Origin of the sequence: Pseudomonas sp. Marseille-Q5299, assembly GCF_943737035.1 — a bacterium.
Classification (GTDB): domain Bacteria; phylum Pseudomonadota; class Gammaproteobacteria; order Pseudomonadales; family Pseudomonadaceae; genus Aquipseudomonas; species Aquipseudomonas putida_E.
Window position 1 is genome coordinate 429344 of the sequence record NZ_CALSFR010000004.1, and the last position, 16137, is coordinate 445480.

Below are 16137 nucleotides of genomic sequence, written 5' to 3' on the forward strand. Positions count from 1 at the left end.
CGACCTAGCTTCGATAAGGTGATTTCAAGGTGGACTATATTTCAACAATCCAAGCAGTTATTTCGGATGACCCTGTTCGGCGAAGGTTGCTCGAAATTGTACGCTCCTTAAACTTGCCCGACTGCTGGATAGGAGCAGGTTTCGTTCGAAACGCGGTTTGGGATCATTTGCACGGTAACGCAGCATCTCCGGTTTCAACAGACGTTGACGTTATCTGGTTTGACGGCATGAACTGCACCCCCGAACAAGATGATGCTTTGGAAGCAATCCTCAGAGGCCAATACTTGAACGTACAGTGGTCTGTGAAAAACCAGGCGAGAATGCATGTTCAGAACGACGACGAGCCCTATCAATCGGCGACCGATGCAATGCGTTACTGGCCAGAAACCGCCACGGCGGTAGCGGTAAGACTACGAGAGGACGGAACATTCGAAATCGCTGCGCCGCTGGGGCTCGACGATCTTTTTGACTTGACCATCCGGCCAGTAGGGAGGTTCGCCACGGATAAAGCAGCTATCTATCAAGACCGCGTCAAGTCCAAAAGCTGGTTGGATGTTTGGCCAACGCTGACGCTCTGGGAGCCGCCTCCAGGTTCTACCTAGAAGGTGGTTTTGCCCACGGTGAATACGGTTTCTTCGGTGGCCATCATCAGCGTGTCTTCGAGGGAGTGCGGATTGTGAGGCGGATCGGGAACGATCTTGAGCATGATCGAACTCCAACGTCGAACGCTGGAGCTATCACGGCAATGCCGTCAAGCAATTGGGGTGGCAGCTGTACGCGGGTTGACGGACCGAGACGTTGGCACTCGGCGCACCAGAGGGTGCCCGCACGTACAGCCACCATGACTAGTGTGCACATGTGGACAACGAAGACGATTTGTCAAAACCGGTCGCTGAATTGGCAGCGACCGGCCGAGACTAGAATCCACGTTGGCCATGTGCAACGAAAAATGGGCGGCGACAGTATTTTTGGGAAATGCCCTACAGGAAAGGGGTTAAATCTGATTTTTTCGGCCGTTCGATGTAACAGCTTGTAACGCGGTGGCAGTCAAAATTCACGGCTGTGCAGCGTGAAAAATGACCACCGCGGCGGGCTTTCTGTTGTGGTGTCTTTTGACGTGGATTGGCTTCCTGGAAGTACGGGCGCCAATGCTGGCCCTATCGCCGGAAAGCCGAATCCCGCAGGGTTCACCAAGCTGAGTACTGCCTACAAACCCAGCCATCGAATGATCCGCTGAAACATTGGTCCGCTTCCTGCTGCCAGATCGTCGAGGATATTGAAATGGTCCAGATCCAGGGCCAGCAGCTCCACCGGCACGCCTCCCTCGATGCAGGCCTGGGCATAGTCGATGGTCTGGCGACGGAACTCGGCGGTCTCACGAAGCCCGTAGGGCAGCATCAGAGGTGCCAGTTTCCGGGGAATGTGCAGGATCGGGCTCAGAGCCTCGGCCGACTGCCAGGTAAAATCCAGCGTCTTGGCCAGAAAGGTGTGCGGCAGTGGGCGCAGGTCATACACCCCGCTGACCGCGATGGCGCCCAAGTAGGGCTGTGCGGGCAAGCCATAGTCGCCGACCCAGTCGGTGGCCAGCAGCTCGACGACACCATGGGCGCCTGCCGAATGGCCGACCACGACGATGCGCTCACGGTCGATGCCGAACCGTTCGGCGTTGCGCCACATGAAGCTGAACGCCGCGCGGTGCTGGCGCACGATCTCGGCGATGGCGACCTTCGGCGCCAAGGTGTAATTCTCCACAACCGTGACCACGCCTTGCGCGGCCAGGCCCTTGGCGACGTAGCTCCACTCCTTGCTGGTGGTCGCTCGCCAGTAGCCGCCATGGACAAAGAAGACCGCCGGGCGCAGGGCCTCGTTGACGTCCTGTGGCGGGAAGAACACATCGAAAGTCTCGTCCAGGGTCGGGCCGTAGGGCACGTCCAACTGGTTGGGCAGTTCGGCGCGCACGGCCTGGCTTTGCGCGATGAACTCCCGCACATAGCCGTCGAAATCCGTCACCGAGGCCTCGATGTCGTATTGCTCGTCGAGTTGGGCGGTGGTGGTGAAGTCGTTGTAAAGAAAGGTTGTCATGCAGGCATGCTCCAGGCACGAACTCTCGGAGGCCAGCCCCTTGGTAAGGGGCCCGCCAGGGTCACGGAAATACCCGCTTGAGCCTGTACGCGCCGCTTTAGGCGCGTACAGGCCCTGCGCAAGATAACGCCAGCGAGCAATAGGGCAGCGTTATCACTTAGAAAATAGAAAAGGGCATTCTGAGAATAACCCTCAGCTCATCAAAGTTACCCTCGGCCTGGTGGCTGCTTGCGCGGTGCCAAGCGTAACCTGCAAGAATACTTCCACCCTTTAATTCGCCAGATTGAAATGTGTAACTCCCTAAAAGGCCGGTTTCGTTATGGCGTTCGTTGTCCTGAAGCAGCGAAGCCGTGTAAACCCCCTTTGGGCCCCCGTCATAGCCCGTTCCATCAATACCCCAGCCCCGGGTGTGCCAGAGTATGCTTTTAAATCCAGGAACGCCGTAAGCAGCCCAGTCATTTATATATTTGACCTGAAAGGAGGTTTCGTTCGGGCCGTTAAAGTAAGAAACCATGGTGTTCGGTAGCTCAATGGCATTTGACTCTTTCACGAAGTCAAAGAATTCATCACCCACAATTTTCTGAAGGCCGAATTCCACTGAGTGGTTCTTGAAGCGCGGGGTGATGGCCAGACCAAATGCCTGCTGATCGATAGGGCCAGCTTCTTCCTTTCCGCTTGATTTCGTATTGTACATCGATAGCTTCACCGATGTGGTGAGCCCTTTCGATTGGAATGTCTGTGCCAGGCCAAAATATTGCCTGTCCCAAATATCCTGAATGCGCGAAATATAAACACTGGTTTTCAAGCCGTTCGCGCTAGTGTGGTCCCCGCCAAAATAAGCGGTCCAATCACTGGTGACCGGGCGCATGGCGTATTGCAGTCCGATGTCTTCGGTGCCTGCAGCATAACGTGGCGCCATTTTTGAGAAGTAACCAGACTTTAACACCAGGCCATCAAAGGATGAGCTTTCAACCGACAGCCCGTCGAAAGAGGCAGGAACAGTACGAGTATCCGAAAAATTCATGACAGGCGTGGCCACCTGATGACGGCCGATTTTTACGTCGGTCTCGGCGGCTCGCAACTTGACTGCGGCAACGCCCAAGCGACTCCATGTAGGTTGTACATCGCCATCGCTGTTCACCAGCATTCTGTTACTACCCCCCGCAGCGTCACCCGTGTCGCGTTCTAACGCGACGACAGAATAGGCAGCAAGGTCCAGTCCTACCCCCACGGGCCACGAGGTGTAGCCGGACTCGAATCCCAATTTGAAACCTTGCTGCCAGGCCACTCGGTCATGCGAAACCTGCGGGCCTTCGTCCGTTTTATACCGATATACGGTGTTGCGTCTCCCGATTTCCTTGGAATACCACTGGCGGGTATCAAGTGTAAGAGAGCTTCCCTCGAAGAAACCGCTTTTCGCCTCGGCCAGTGCTTCAAAGCAACAAACCACTCCAGGTAAAAAGCATGACATGGCGACCACGTTTTTTATGCGGACAGACATAGAGGTAGCCCTCGATTGTTATTGTTTGGAAAGGCAGGGGAGGTGGTTATCCCGGCGTGCGATTGCGCCGGGCTAATGCTTTTTTTATTGGGCGAGTTCGGTCGTGTATTCGATGATCTTTTTTGTCACTTCGCCATTGGATGTGTCTACGGGCACAAAATGATTGGAAGAACACAGGGCATCATACTTCGAGTTGGCTCCAGCGGCGGTGGCACGCTTCACGTAATCAAGAACGGACGGGAAGCGGTCGCTTTGGTTTGTAATGAAAACCTGCGGTACCTTTATGATTGGCATCTGGGTGGGCGATACTTCCTGAAGTCGCGCCTGCAACTCCTTTCCCTGAACGTGGCCTAGCACTTTCGGCTGTATGTCTTTGCCGCGAGGGAGTTGAGCATGCCATGCCAGGTCAACAACCCCGTCCAGCACCAGCACGCCGCTGATCGACAAAGGGTTTTTCACATAGAGCTCAGACTGCGCCTTTAACAGATTTCGCCCAGCCAACCATAAAGCGTAATGCCCCCCCGAAGAATGGCCGAGTGTCACGGTTCTTCTGAGATTCAAGGGGTATTTTTTGGCCAGTTCGCGTAAATGATCAGCAGCCCCCGCAACGGATTTGAAGGAGTTGGGCCATTCGCCATAGCTGCCTACCCGGCTGTATTCGATGTTCCACGTTGCAAAACCCGCCTTGGTCAGCATATCAGCGACTGGCGCCATGTAATCCAGGCCTACATCAGCGCTCCAACGCCCGCCATGGATAACAATCACCACGGGGAAGGGCCCTTCGCCCTGCGGCAAACGAAGGTCCCCAAAGTTGTCCAAGCCTTTTCCATAAAACTCACGGTGGACGTCACCCATCACCGCAGGTGCACGCTTTACCGTATCTTGGAACAGCGACCATTCCTCCTGCGGGGCAGGTACAGGCAGTGGGCTTTTACAAACAATATTATGTTCTGCCGCGCTGATATTCATGGCGACAGAAGCCAGCAACAAAGAAATAGCGGTCTTGTTAATCATTATAAGCCTTTCCTGTCATGCGCATTGATGTTCACAAGTTCATTGAATTTTTGCCAAGTGGCAGTGTTCATCCTTGATTGAGCAAATCCAGGGCGACATCGACGATCATGTCTTCCTGGCCACCGATCATGCGGCGCTTGCCCAGTTCAACCAGAATGTCGAAAGTCGACAGGCCGTATTTGGCCGCGGCCGCCTCGGCATGGCGCAGGAAACTTGAATAGACCCCTGCATAACCCAAGGCCAGCGTTTCCCGGTCTACCCGCACCACCCGTTCCTGCAGGGGACGGACAATGTCTTCAGCGGCATCGATCAGCTTTTTCACGTCGCAGCCGTGGTTCAGGCCCATGCGCTCGGCGGCGGCGGCGAATACCTCGAGCGGTGCGTTGCCGGCCCCGGCGCCCATGCCGGTCAGGCTGGCATCGACGCGATCGCAGCCGTGCTCCAGGGCGACCAGGCTGTTAGCCACGCCCAGGCTGAGGTTGTGGTGGGCGTGCATGCCGGTCTGCGTCGCTGGGTCAAGCACGTCCTTCAAGGCCTTGAAGCGCTCGGCGATGTCCCACATGTTCATCGCGCCACCGGAATCCACAACGTAGATGCATTGTGCACCGTAGCTTTCCATCAGTTTGCCCTGCCTGGCGAGGCCAGCCGGGGTCTGCATGTGGCTCATCATCAAGAAGCCCACGGTGTCCATGCCCAGGGACCGGGCGTATTCGATGTGTTGGCGCGAGACATCGGCCTCGGTGCAGTGGGTGGCCACGCGCACGATCCGCGCGCCAGCATCGTAGGCGGCCTTGAGGTCGTGCACAGTGCCAATGCCCGGTAGCAGCAACGTGGCGATGCGGGCGCGCTGCACCACTGCGGCTACCGCGGCGATCCACTCAAGGTCGGTATGGGCACCGAAGCCGTAATTGAAGCTCGAACCCTGCAGGCCATCGCCATGGGCGACCTCAATGCTGTCGACGCCGGCTTGGTCCAGGGCCTGAGCGATGCACGCGACCTGTTCCAGGCTGTAGCGGTGACGCACGGCATGCATACCGTCGCGCAGGGTCACGTCTGAGATATGGATCTTTTTGTTCGTGTCGATCATCTTCACAACCCCTGATCAGTGAACTGCGCCTGGGCGATACGTTCAGCGACGGTCAGCGCCGCGCTGGTCATGATGTCCAGATTGCCGGCGTAGGCCGGCAGGTAGTGCCCGGCACCTTCCACTTCGAGATACACCGCGACTTTGATGCCGGTGCTCCAGCCAAGGCCAGGGATGTTCTGCCGGTTGTTCTCGGTGAAGTGCTCGAACTGAACGTGTTGTTTGAGGCGGTAACCCGGCACGTAGCGGTTAACCTCGGCCACGCGCTGCTCGACCGCGTCTACGATGGCTTGGGTGTCGGCGTCCAACGGCACGAAGCAATACACCGTGTCGCGCATGATCAATGGCGGCTCGGCCGGGTTGAGCACGATGATCGCCTTGCCGCGCGCCGCGCCGCCGACCTCGACGATGGCGCGTGAGGTGGTCTCGGTGAATTCGTCGATGTTGGCACGGGTGCCGGGGCCGGCCGACTTACTGGAGATTGCCGCGACGATCTCGGCATAATGCACCGGCGCCACGCCCGCCACCGCATGCACGATCGGGATGGTCGCCTGGCCGCCGCAGGTGACCATGTTCAGGTTCGGCTCGTGGGCATGCTCGGCGAAGTTCACCACCGGGACGACATACGGGCCGACGGCTGCAGGGGTGAGGTCGATGATGCGTACCCCATGGGCACGCAGCTTGCTGTCATGCACCTTGTGCGCCCCAGCGGAGGTGGCATCGAAGGCGATGCGGATTTCCTTGAAATTGGGCAGCGCGAGCAGCCCGTCGATCCCGCCTGCGGTGGTGGGTACACCGAGGCGCTCAGCGCGGGCCAAACCGTCTGATGCCGGGTCGATACCCACCATGGCTCCCACCTCAAGCGTATCGGAGCAGCGAAGGATCTTGATCATCAGGTCGGTGCCAATGTTGCCAGAGCCGATGATCGCTACCGGTATGCGAGCAGATGACATCTGTTCTTCTCCTTTGCAGTGCAGACAACCGTATCGGGTGATATCTGCACATCTACGAGTTGGTTCAGCGCAGCGGCTTGTAGGCCACAGCCTTGATTTCGATGACCAGATGCGGATGCGGCAGCTGGTGCACGGCGACGGTGGTGCGGGTCGGTCCGTCGGCATCGAAAAACTGCCCGTACACTTGGTTGTATTGGGAGAAGTCGTTCATGTTGACCAGATAGCTGCACACTTCCACTACGTCCTCCAGGTCGGCACCGACACTGCGCAGGATGTCGCGGATGTTGTTCAGCACCTCGCGGGTCTGTGCTTCGATGCATGGGCGTATGCGCCCAGAGGCGTCCGGCTCTGCACCGGCGATGCTGTTGTCCGGGCGCCGCGAGCTGGTGCCAGAGACGAACAGGAAGTCACCGGCACGCTTGACGTGGGGGAAGGCCCCAAGCGGTGTGGCTTTGCCGTCTACTACCCGGGCGTGGGTCTGCGATTTGTCGCTCATGGCTTATTCCTCGCGCAGCGTTTCAAACGCTACGCTTCCCAAGTCCTGAAATTCGCAGCGCACCGCTACGCCTGGGCGAAGCGCCACGGCCGCCGTCGCCGCACCGGCCAGTACCAGGCTGCCGGGCTCGAGCGCCTCGCCTTGTTGCGCCGCCAGGCGCGCTGCTGCTACCAGTGCGCGTACCGGCGCGCCGAGGATCGCCGCCGTGCTGCCCATCTCCACCGCGCGGCCATCGAAACTCATCACAAGCCCCAGGTTGCCCAGGTCAGTGTCCGGGCGCTGCCAGCCGCCGACCACGAAGCCGGACGATGAGGCGTTGTCGGCCACCACGGCGGGCAGCGAGAACTTGAAGTTGCAATAGCGCGAGTCGATCACCTCCAGTGCCGGCGCCACCGCTTCCACAGCGGCCAGGGCCTGCAGCGGCGTAACGTGCCCTTCAAGGCGCTTGCCCAGCAAGAAACACACCTCTGGTTCGACGCGCGGGTGCACGTAGCGAGACAGGTCGATGCTGCCCCCTTCCTCGATCCACATATCTGAGGTCAGCCGCCCCCAGATCAGGTCGGACACGCCCATCTGCGCCATCTTGGCGCGGCTGGTAAAGCCCATTTTGACACCCACCTGGCGCGCCCCACGGGCCAGGCGCTTCTCGATCAGCAGGCGTTGAACCGCATAAGCCTCTTCCAGGGTCACGGTATCTTCGCCGCCTAATTGCAACGTGGCCTGGGCGTACAGGGCGGCATCGTCGAGGCGTTTGGCAATACGTTCAATTTTCATGCAGATCACCTCAGCTAGCGGAATCGAAACAGGCCCGGACACTGCCCAAACCTTGGATACGTGCCTCGAAAACATCACCGGGCGCAACGCTTACCATTGGCCCCAATGCACCGCTGAGCACCACGTCGCCGGCCCGCAGCGGGGTGCCCGCCTCGACCAGGGTACGGGCCAGCCAGAGTGCAGCATTGAGCGGGTGGCCAAGGCACGCGGCCCCTACGCCGAATGAAACCGGCTCGCCTCGGCGCTCCATGACCATGCCGGCCAGGCGCAGGTCCAGATCACCGAGCTTCACTGGCCGCTGGCCGAGCACGTACAGCCCTGCCGAGGCGTTATCGGCGATGGTGTCGAGGATGCTGATGTTCCAGTCGGCGATGCGGCTGCCGACCACTTCTATGGCCGGCAACACATAGGCGGTAGCCGCCAGCAGGTCGCTGAGCACGATCTGCTCGCGGTCCAGGTCGTGTTCCAGTACCAGCGCCACCTCAGCCTCACATTTGGCCTGCATGAGGCGGGGCCAGGCGATCGTCTCGCCGTCGCTGACTTCCATGCTATCGAGCAGTGTGCCGAAGTCAGGCTGATTCACACCCAGCTGCTGCTGCACCGAGTGCGAGGTCAGACCGATCTTGCGCCCGGTGATACGTCGCCCGGCACTCACCTGGCGCTGGGTATTGAGCTGCTGCACCTTGTAGGCGTCGGCGATGGCATCAAGCTGATCGCGCACCGGCGACACCGGTTCACCACTTTTTGCCGCTTGGTCGAGCAGGTCGGCCACCTGTTGATGTCGTTCGGTCATTGTTCGCTCTCCTGGTCAATGCGCACGCAGACGTTGGTCAGTTCCGAATAGAAATTCAGCGAATGCATGCCGCCCTCGCGGCCGATACCGGACAAGCCGGCGCCACCGAACGGCGTGCGCAGGTCGCGCAGGAACCAGGTGTTCACCCAGCTGATGCCCACCCGCATGGCTTCGCTGACGCGGTGCGCGCGGCTCAGGTTGCTGGTCCATACCGTCGCGGCCAGGCCGTAGCGGGTGTCGTTGGCGCGGGCGATGACTTCGCGCTCGCTGTCGAACGGGGAAATGTGGCAGATGGGTCCGAAGATCTCCTCGCGCACGCAGCGCGCATCATCCGGCAGGCCCGTAATTACCGTCGGCTCGACCCATGCGCCGTTGTCGCGCGCGTCACCAAAGCGTGGCACGCCGCCACCGGCAATGAAGGTTGCGCCTTCCTGGCGGGCCAGTTCGAAGTAGCTCAGCACCTTGTCGCGGTGTTTGGACGAGATCAGCGGCCCCATCTGGGTCGCGGCTTCGTGAGGCCAGTCAACCTTCATTGTCTTGATGCGCTCTGCAAGGGCAGTGCAGAAGCGCTCGAACAGCGGGCGTTCGACATACACCCGCTCCGAGCACAGGCAGACCTGCCCGCTGTTGAGGAACAGCGCGCGCATCATGCCGTCGATCATCTTGTCGAAGTCGCAGTCGGCGAAGATGATCGCCGCGTTCTTGCCACCGAGCTCGAACGACACCGGCTTAACCCCTTCGGCGGCGGCGCGCATGATGGTGGTGCCGGTACGCGATTCGCCGGTGAAGGTGATGGCGCTGATGTCCGGATGGCGCGAAATGAATTCGCCCGCCGAATTCGGGCCGAAGCCATGTACCAGGTTGAACACACCATCCGGTACGCCGGCGGCTTGCATCACCTCGGCCAGTAGTGTTGCGGTGCCAGGGGTGTCTTCCGAAGGTTTGACCACCACGGCGTTGCCACAGGCCAGTGCGGGCGCAACCTTCCACGTCAGCAACAGCAGCGGCAGGTTCCAGGGCGAGATCACCCCGACCACACCCAAGGGCTTGCGGGCTGCGTAGTTGAGCGCGTAGGCGCCATCTGGCAGGTCCAGGCGATGGCTGTCCAGCGGTGCGGTAGCGAGTATGTCTGCGAAGGTGCGGAAGTTGGCGATGCCACGCGGCACGTCGATCACGGAGGCCATGGACAACGGCTTACCAGTGTCGGCCATCTCGGCGGCAAGGAAGTCCGCCTGGCGGCGCTCCATTTCGTCCGCAATTTTGCGCAGCACGGCCACACGGTCGGCCGCAGTGGTACGGCCCCAGACGCCGGCAACGGCACGATGCCCGGCTTTGACCGCTTCGTCCACAAGGTCCCCGTCAGCCTCATGGACCAGGGCTACCAGGGAGCCGTCTACCGGGCTGATATCTTCGAAGGTATTTGGGCTCTCGACCCAACGACCATTTACGTAATTGCGATAGTGTTTCATGACTGACCTCGATGACTCGGCTGACAGCGAGCTGTGGCGGGCTCGCGTGATTGCTGCAGGCCTGGCCCGGCGAATCGCGGGCGCAGGCGAGCGCTGCTTGCGTTGCTCGGGCAACGCAAACGGTCCTGGGTGAATGGTTCGATCAGTACGCTTGACGGCCGTGGCTACCGCCGGGTCGGCGCACTTGGCAGGGCAGCGCTAGCGGCTGCGCTGCTGCATACAAGTCAACAGGGGTAAAACTGCACCACGGCGGCACCACTGCCATACAACGCGCCGTAGTGATGAACCTTGGCTCCCTGGAAGCGCCCGCCTAGCGCACCGAGCAGCCAATGGAAATGCTTGAAGCCCATATCGACTCGGGCCTGTGCAGCGTAGGTGGGCAGCGCCTCCCGCAGCCCATCGACGTCACCGGTCTCAATCAGCGCCAGCACCTGACGATTCCAGGCATCTTCCTCGGTGTGTACGATGCGGTCGTCGCAGGGGTCGATTGGCTTGGTGAACAGGCTGCCGGACAAGCCGCCAACCCCCACCACTGCCACACGCTTGCCCTGCCCGGCAGCGCAGGCCACGGCGATCGCCGCCAGTTTTTCGGTGGCTTGGGCGTTGTCATAGAGATTGTTGGACGCCACCACCAGTGGCAGCCCTTCAGTGCCCACACCCAGTGCGGTGCTAGCGACGATCGTGCCAGTGTCAATCGGGAAGCCTTGGTAGTCAGCGCCACGGGCATTCACGCCTTGGGCACGGCATGCTTCGATGCAGGCGTTGGCCAGCGTCACATCGCTGTAAAGGTCATAGGGCAGCTCACCGAATTCGTGCCAGTTTTCGTCGACGTGAATGTCTTGGCTGCGTCGACGGGTCAGCCAGATTTCATCCAGCACTGCGAACCACTGGGTGGAGTAGACAAGCACCACGTCCGGCTCAGAGGCCTTCAACGCGACACCTGCCTGTTGCATTGCACGCTGAAAACGCTGCCAGTTGGGCACGTCGGGGCACAGCTGGGGCAGTGGGCTGCCAGGAACCAGGAAGGCCGATACAACAGTCATGGTCGTTTCACCTGAGAAATAAGACGGGATTGAAGCGTTCAGATGGCTTGGGTCGCGGCACGAGCGAGGCCGGCCTTGACGAGGTTCCACTCCATCACCGCGTTGCCGGTGCCGATCACCGTCCCGTAGCCGTGCAGTTGCGCCGCCAATTCCGGGTACTGCATGGCTGCGTGCATCCAGGTGAACGCGCCGGACTTCAGTTCGGCGAAGGCCTCGTCAATGAACTGCGGCAGCAGGCGGAACACTTCTTTCATCTCCCCGCGGCGCATGAGGTCAATCATGCGCATGTCCCACTGGTAACCCAGCTGGCTCTGCGGATGCTCCTTGGTCATGTCTTCCGGTGGCTCTGGCTCTTGGTGGAAGTGCCAATGCGACAGGGTATTGGAGGCCAGCAGCACCGCGCGTTTGCCAGACTTGATGATTGCTTCGCGGGTGGCCTTGCCCAGTAGATCCATCTCCACCTGGCCTTCTTCCATGCTCAGGTAATACGGCGTGTTGTTGGCCGAAACCGATACCACCGGGATGTCCCACTGCGGGCGGATCATGTGCAGCGTGGTGATAGTGCCGTAGTCGACGCGAAATCGCGGGTTGCGCATCATCTTGGTCTGCAGGCCCACCTTGCGTCCTTCTTCGCAGCAAACCTCGGCCAGTTCCACATCGAACTTTATCGAGTAGTCGAAGCGGAACAGGTTGGGGAATATGGGGTCGACCGAGCGGCCGGCCAGGTGCTCGACCCCAATGAAGTGGTGTCCCACAGAGGTAATCCAGTGTGGCGAATGCACCAACAGCACATCCGGCTTGAGCGCCTCGACACTCGCGCGCGCCCGTTCGTAGGCCCAGCGCAATTGTTCCCAGCCCCCCTTGGCACGCGGCTCGTTCTGCACAGGGTTTTCTGCATAGAGGATATGGGGTGGGTGGGGGGCCAGAAACCCGCTGATAATTTCACCGTTTGCCATGTGGCTTCTCCTGGTTTTATTGTTTGTATCAGGGCAGTGAAGGATCGACCGCGAATTGGAATTCCATCTCGACCAGCGCACCCAGCGGAAGCGCCGTTACCCCTACACTGGTACGTGCAGGAGGGGTCGCACCCTGGAAAAACGCCTCCCAGTGCTGATTGATCAGGCCGAATTGGCCAAAGTCGGCGCAGTAGATCCGCGCCAGCATCAATTGCTCCAGGGCTATTCCCAATTCATTGCACAGGCCTTTGAGGTTGGCCAGGATCTGCCTAACTTCTGCGGCCATGCCGCCAACCACCAGGCCGCCATGGGCTGGGTCGAGCCCAACCATGCCAGAAACGTGGATGAAGCCACCTGCCGATACCACGGGGCTGTAAGCAAAATGCGGTGCGGGTAGCGTCCGGCTGATCAGGGGGGTCCACGCGCTATGTGTTGCCGCAGAGGTCGAGGAAGACATTTTTTGTTCTCTTTAAGTACGTATACGTCCTAAACGAGATAAATCCTATGGCTGGAAAGAGATGCTGTCAATCGATTTGTAGGACAATTCCTCGGCTAAAATCGTACGTGCACTGGCATTTTGCTCAGGCTTGAATCCTCCTGGCGAAGCGCCAATACTTAACTGGCTGATTTGCCAGATAAATAGTACGTGCACGTACACAGTCATCGATCCCAAGGATCGCAACCCGCAAGGAATGACCGGACAACCAATGCCGCCCATACGCACGCCTTCTCCCGCAAAACTCTCCCCGCAAAGCCAGGCGCTTGTCGATCAATTTCACCTTGAAGACATCGTTTCCCACCTGCTGCGGCGGGCTCACTTCATGGCGGAGGAACGGTTCAACACAGCGTTCGCCGGAGAGTCGATCACCCCCAGACAGAAAGCCGCATTGATTGTGGTGTCGCAGCACCCCGGCCTGACCCAGAACGCACTGGCCGGCCATTTGTTCATGGATCGCAACACTGTTGCCGAAATGGTCAAGAGGCTGTGCGCCAGCGGCATGCTGGTGCGCACCAGCGCCAAGAGCGACCAGCGTGCGTACCAGTTGTATTTGGGCAATGAAGGCGCTGAACTGCTGGAGCGCGTACTGCCGCGTGATGCTGAAGTGGAAAGGAAATTGCTGGAACGGTTGCCTGATGAATACCGGCCGCTGTTCCTGAAGTGCCTGAAGCTGATTGTCTCGCCTGAGGAGGCGTGAGCCGCCCCAGGTTCACCTAGTACCTGAGGTGCCTTGCAACCTCAGGGGCGGCCTTGGAGACCGCTACGGCAATCGCTCGACGCCCGTCGCCAGCCAGAGGGTGGTGAACAATCGGATCGAAATGGCATGGAGTCCGCAACAGCCTCAGGACCCCAGCTTGCCCAGAATCTTCTCACGACAAACGCTGAGCACCTCATCAGCCAGTGGAGAGTCGTCCGGGCAGGCGCGAGACAGAACCAAGGCGCCGAGGGCATGTGCGAAGGTATCGATGATTTCAGCACGGCTTGCGCCAGGCTCTTCATTTTTGCCTTGTAAAACCTCCAGCAATTCTTCGATCCCAGCGCCGTAAGCAGCTTTGATCTCATTGGGCTGGCGTGCAGCGTCTGCGCCCAGCGCCGCTAGCGTGCAACCTTTGCCTTTCTCATCGCGGTGCTCGCGGGACAGGTAGAACTTGACGAAGTCGGCCAGCTGGATGCCCTGCATCTGCTCGACCGTCTTGTTGATCCCGCAAGTGGCTGCTTCGCCCATCAAATCTGCCTTGGACTTGAAGTGCTTGTAAAACCCGCCATGGGTGAAGCCGGCGGCAGCCATGAGGTCTGCAACACCGACGCCGTCATAGCCGCGCTCGCGAAACAGCCTGGAAGACGTTTCCACGATATGCGCTCGGTTAGCTTGTGCCTGGGCCTTTGTGACCTTCATTTCGTTGCTCTCTCTGCTATCAAGCCAACCAATAGCATACATTGATGATGTTCATCATCAAAGGCGTTGACGGTTTAGATTACGATCATCATCATTATGTCGTATCTTCCACTGAAAGAGCAAACCGTCATGAGCCATACCCATCTCACCGTTCCGACCCGCACAGTTGAAGTAGGCGGCGACACGTTCACCTACCGCCGCTGGGGCAACCCTTCTGGTGTGCCGCTGGTCTTCATCGCCCATTTCCGTGGCGGGCTCGACCACTGGGATCCGATCATCACTGATGGTCTGGCGGCGGGGCGCGAAGTGATCCTGCTCAACGGTAGAGGTGTGGCTTCATCGTCGGGCACTCCGGCCACCACCATTGAGCAAATGGCGGATGACATTGCAGCAGCCATCAAGGCCTTGGGGCTGACGCAGGTCGACCTGCTCGGTTTCTCCATCGGTGGCTTGCAGGTTCAGGAAGTGGCACTGCGTCACCCTGGGTTGGTGCGCAAGCTTGTGCTGCTCGGCACCGGCCTGCGCGGTGGTGATCCGAGCATGGCAGAGGGTGTGAGAGAGGCCGCTTCGAACCCCGTCCCCACCATCGAGAACTTCCTGTTCCTCTTCTTCGGTCGCTCGGAAGCTGCCAGGAAAGCGGGCCTGGCGTTCTGGGAACGGCGCAACCAGCGTGCCGATCAGGACACCCCAAGCTCGGTTGAGGTCGCAATGGCTCAGGGCGCTGCATTTGCAGCCTATGTCCAGTCGGCACAGGGTGAGAACCGCTTTTCTTACCTCAGCGAAATCAAGCAGCCTACCTTGGTGGTCAATGGCGTCGACGACGTCATGATCCCTTCGATCAATTCGTGGCACCTGGTACAGAACATTCCAGATGCCCAGTTGCTGATCTACCCCGACTCCGGTCACGCCGCGCACTTCCAGTTCCCTGAGCGCTTCCTGAAACACGCCCTTCAGTTCCTGGAAGAGTAAGGCAGCACCTTGCCCGATGACCCAGCCCATCGGGCACGTCTATATTTTTGGAATTTTAAGAACATGAAAGCGTTTCTGATCGATCGCTACGGCAAAGACGTCGTTGGTGATATCACTGAAGTTCCAGAGCCCCGGGTGGATGATTTCGACGTTCTGGTTGAGGTTCATGCCGCAAGCGTGAACGTCCTCGATATCAAAATCAGGAAGGGCGAGTTCAAGCTGGTCCTGCCGTTCAAGATGCCTCTGATCCTGGGTAACGATGTTGCTGGCACTGTGAAACGTGTCGGAGGGAAAGTCAGTCGTTTCCGGATAGGGGACGAAGTCTACGCACGGGTAGACCAGGCGCGTATGGGTGGCTTCGCCGAGTTCGTGGCGGTCAGCGAATCTGCTGTTTCACTCAAGCCTGCCAACCTGAACATGGAAGAAGCGGCCTCGCTGCCATTGGTGGCTCTCACGGCCTGGCAGGCGTTGGCGGAAATGGCCAAGGTTCAACCGGGCCAGAAGGTTCTGATCCAGGCCGGCTCCGGTGGCGTCGGTAGCATCGCCATTCAGGTCGCCAAGCACCTGGGAGCATTCGTCGCCACAACCACGAGTACCGGCAACGTGTCGTGGGTCAAGGCGCTGGGTGCGGACGTGGTGATCGATTACAAGACGCAGCGCTTCGAGTCGCAGCTGAGTGATTACGATGTCGTGCTCAGCGGACTGGGCGGTGACGTTCTCGAAAAATCTCTCCATGTATTGAAGCCGGGTGGTCAGTTGATTTCCATCTCAGGCCCACCCACCCCAGAGTTCGCAGAACAGCTTCGCCTTTCCTGGCTGTTCAGGCAGGTCGTTCGCTTGATCAGCCGAGGGATCAGGAAAAAGTCGGAGCACAAGGGCGTCAACTACAAGTTTCTGTTCATGAGGGCGAGTGGTGCGCAACTGGCTGAGCTGGCCAGGCTGGTTGAAGCCGGGGTCATAAAGCCCGTGATGGATCGCGCCTTCGCGTTGGGCTCGACAGCTGATGCACTGGCATACGTGGCCGAAGGTAGAGCCAAAGGTAAGGTCGTGGTGAAGGTGAAGTGATCACCTGAGCACAAAGGTCAGTGACAGCGGCGTGCGACAGCCA

Annotated in this window: 17 protein-coding genes; 4 read left to right on the top strand and 13 right to left on the bottom strand. The window is 59.4% G+C overall.

From position 1 onward, the window contains the following. Positions 1–29: 29 nt before the first annotated feature. Positions 30–602 (top strand): nucleotidyltransferase family protein, encoded by a 573-nt coding sequence (locus NGJ21_RS14970; protein ID WP_080765855.1) that lies wholly within the window; start codon positions 30–32, stop codon positions 600–602. 604 nt (positions 603–1206) lie between these two features. On the opposite strand, the gene NGJ21_RS14975 is transcribed toward NGJ21_RS14970, so the two are convergent. The 12 genes from NGJ21_RS14975 to NGJ21_RS15030 all read right to left on the bottom strand — a co-directional run bounded on the left by NGJ21_RS14975 (position 1207) and on the right by NGJ21_RS15030 (position 12622). Beyond that, entirely contained in the window at positions 1207–2082 is an 876-nt protein-coding gene (locus tag NGJ21_RS14975) for an alpha/beta hydrolase (protein ID WP_012313894.1), read from the bottom strand. A 157-nt stretch (positions 2083–2239) separates the two neighbouring features. Continuing rightward, entirely contained in the window at positions 2240–3583 is a 1344-nt protein-coding gene (locus NGJ21_RS14980) for an OprD family outer membrane porin (RefSeq protein WP_174141690.1), read from the bottom strand. Positions 3584–3667: 84 nt separating this feature from the next. Further along, positions 3668–4597, bottom strand: coding sequence for an alpha/beta hydrolase (locus NGJ21_RS14985; protein ID WP_251962314.1), 930 nt, complete (start codon positions 4595–4597; stop codon positions 3668–3670). A 67-nt stretch (positions 4598–4664) separates the two neighbouring features. Beyond that, on the bottom strand, positions 4665–5684 hold the full coding sequence (gene dmpG / locus NGJ21_RS14990) for a 4-hydroxy-2-oxovalerate aldolase (RefSeq protein ID WP_115275229.1): 1020 nt from the start codon (positions 5682–5684) through the stop codon (positions 4665–4667). 2 nt (positions 5685–5686) lie between these two features. Next, a complete protein-coding gene (locus tag NGJ21_RS14995; protein ID WP_115275228.1) occupies positions 5687–6634 on the bottom strand; it encodes an acetaldehyde dehydrogenase (acetylating) in 948 nt (315 codons plus the stop codon). Between the two features lie 64 nt (positions 6635–6698). Further along, a complete protein-coding gene (locus NGJ21_RS15000; protein WP_012313899.1) occupies positions 6699–7130 on the bottom strand; it encodes a RidA family protein in 432 nt (143 codons plus the stop codon). 3 nt (positions 7131–7133) lie between these two features. Beyond that, positions 7134–7904 (bottom strand): 2-keto-4-pentenoate hydratase, encoded by a 771-nt coding sequence (locus tag NGJ21_RS15005; RefSeq protein WP_039601368.1) that lies wholly within the window; start codon positions 7902–7904, stop codon positions 7134–7136. A 10-nt stretch (positions 7905–7914) separates the two neighbouring features. Beyond that, complete coding sequence (locus tag NGJ21_RS15010) at positions 7915–8697, bottom strand: 2-keto-4-pentenoate hydratase (RefSeq protein ID WP_196914178.1); 783 nt, start codon at positions 8695–8697, stop codon at positions 7915–7917. Further along, positions 8694–10166 (bottom strand): 2-hydroxymuconic semialdehyde dehydrogenase, encoded by a 1473-nt coding sequence (locus NGJ21_RS15015; RefSeq protein ID WP_251962315.1) that lies wholly within the window; start codon positions 10164–10166, stop codon positions 8694–8696. Before NGJ21_RS15015 ends, NGJ21_RS15010 begins: the two co-directional genes overlap by 4 nt. Positions 10167–10390: 224 nt before the next feature. After that, complete coding sequence (locus tag NGJ21_RS15020; protein WP_046787099.1) at positions 10391–11209, bottom strand: DODA-type extradiol aromatic ring-opening family dioxygenase; 819 nt, start codon at positions 11207–11209, stop codon at positions 10391–10393. 38 nt (positions 11210–11247) lie between these two features. Continuing rightward, on the bottom strand, positions 11248–12165 hold the full coding sequence (locus NGJ21_RS15025) for a DODA-type extradiol aromatic ring-opening family dioxygenase (protein WP_251962316.1): 918 nt from the start codon (positions 12163–12165) through the stop codon (positions 11248–11250). Positions 12166–12193: 28 nt separating this feature from the next. After that, positions 12194–12622 (bottom strand): RidA family protein, encoded by a 429-nt coding sequence (locus tag NGJ21_RS15030; RefSeq protein WP_115275225.1) that lies wholly within the window; start codon positions 12620–12622, stop codon positions 12194–12196. 130 nt (positions 12623–12752) lie between these two features. On the opposite strand from NGJ21_RS15030, the gene NGJ21_RS15035 reads away from it, so the two are divergent. Continuing rightward, entirely contained in the window at positions 12753–13361 is a 609-nt protein-coding gene (locus NGJ21_RS15035; protein ID WP_251962317.1) for a MarR family winged helix-turn-helix transcriptional regulator, read from the top strand. Between the two features lie 144 nt (positions 13362–13505). Here the strand turns inward: NGJ21_RS15035 and NGJ21_RS15040 are convergent, their stop codons facing one another. Further along, positions 13506–14060, bottom strand: coding sequence for a TetR/AcrR family transcriptional regulator (locus NGJ21_RS15040; protein WP_237860508.1), 555 nt, complete (start codon positions 14058–14060; stop codon positions 13506–13508). A 129-nt stretch (positions 14061–14189) separates the two neighbouring features. Here NGJ21_RS15040 and NGJ21_RS15045 point away from each other — a divergent pair, with 129 nt between their 5' ends. Both NGJ21_RS15045 and NGJ21_RS15050 read left to right on the top strand, forming a co-directional pair. After that, complete coding sequence (locus NGJ21_RS15045) at positions 14190–15029, top strand: alpha/beta fold hydrolase (RefSeq protein ID WP_039601373.1); 840 nt, start codon at positions 14190–14192, stop codon at positions 15027–15029. 63 nt (positions 15030–15092) lie between these two features. Beyond that, entirely contained in the window at positions 15093–16094 is a 1002-nt protein-coding gene (locus NGJ21_RS15050; protein WP_251962318.1) for an NADP-dependent oxidoreductase, read from the top strand. Positions 16095–16137: the final 43 nt, after the last annotated feature.

Bases quoted from the DNA above. Each gene is read 5' to 3' on its own strand.
- NGJ21_RS14985 (WP_251962314.1), bottom strand. From the start codon at position 4,597: ATGATTAACAAGACCGCTATTTCTTTGTTGCTGGCTTCTGTCGCCATG.
- NGJ21_RS15040 (WP_237860508.1), bottom strand. From the start codon at position 14,060: ATGAAGGTCACAAAGGCCCAGGCACAAGCTAACCGAGCGCATATCGTG.
- NGJ21_RS15020 (WP_046787099.1), bottom strand. From the start codon at position 11,209: ATGACTGTTGTATCGGCCTTCCTGGTTCCTGGCAGCCCACTGCCCCAG.
- NGJ21_RS15030 (WP_115275225.1), bottom strand. From the start codon at position 12,622: ATGTCTTCCTCGACCTCTGCGGCAACACATAGCGCGTGGACCCCCCTG.
- NGJ21_RS15000 (WP_012313899.1), bottom strand. From the start codon at position 7,130: ATGAGCGACAAATCGCAGACCCACGCCCGGGTAGTAGACGGCAAAGCC.
- NGJ21_RS15045 (WP_039601373.1), top strand. From the start codon at position 14,190: ATGAGCCATACCCATCTCACCGTTCCGACCCGCACAGTTGAAGTAGGC.
- NGJ21_RS15025 (WP_251962316.1), bottom strand. From the start codon at position 12,165: ATGGCAAACGGTGAAATTATCAGCGGGTTTCTGGCCCCCCACCCACCC.
- NGJ21_RS14995 (WP_115275228.1), bottom strand. From the start codon at position 6,634: ATGTCATCTGCTCGCATACCGGTAGCGATCATCGGCTCTGGCAACATT.
- NGJ21_RS14980 (WP_174141690.1), bottom strand. From the start codon at position 3,583: ATGTCTGTCCGCATAAAAAACGTGGTCGCCATGTCATGCTTTTTACCT.
- NGJ21_RS15005 (WP_039601368.1), bottom strand. From the start codon at position 7,904: ATGAAAATTGAACGTATTGCCAAACGCCTCGACGATGCCGCCCTGTAC.
- dmpG (WP_115275229.1), bottom strand. From the start codon at position 5,684: ATGATCGACACGAACAAAAAGATCCATATCTCAGACGTGACCCTGCGC.
- NGJ21_RS15010 (WP_196914178.1), bottom strand. From the start codon at position 8,697: ATGACCGAACGACATCAACAGGTGGCCGACCTGCTCGACCAAGCGGCA.
- NGJ21_RS14975 (WP_012313894.1), bottom strand. From the start codon at position 2,082: ATGACAACCTTTCTTTACAACGACTTCACCACCACCGCCCAACTCGAC.
- NGJ21_RS15050 (WP_251962318.1), top strand. From the start codon at position 15,093: ATGAAAGCGTTTCTGATCGATCGCTACGGCAAAGACGTCGTTGGTGAT.
- NGJ21_RS15015 (WP_251962315.1), bottom strand. From the start codon at position 10,166: ATGAAACACTATCGCAATTACGTAAATGGTCGTTGGGTCGAGAGCCCA.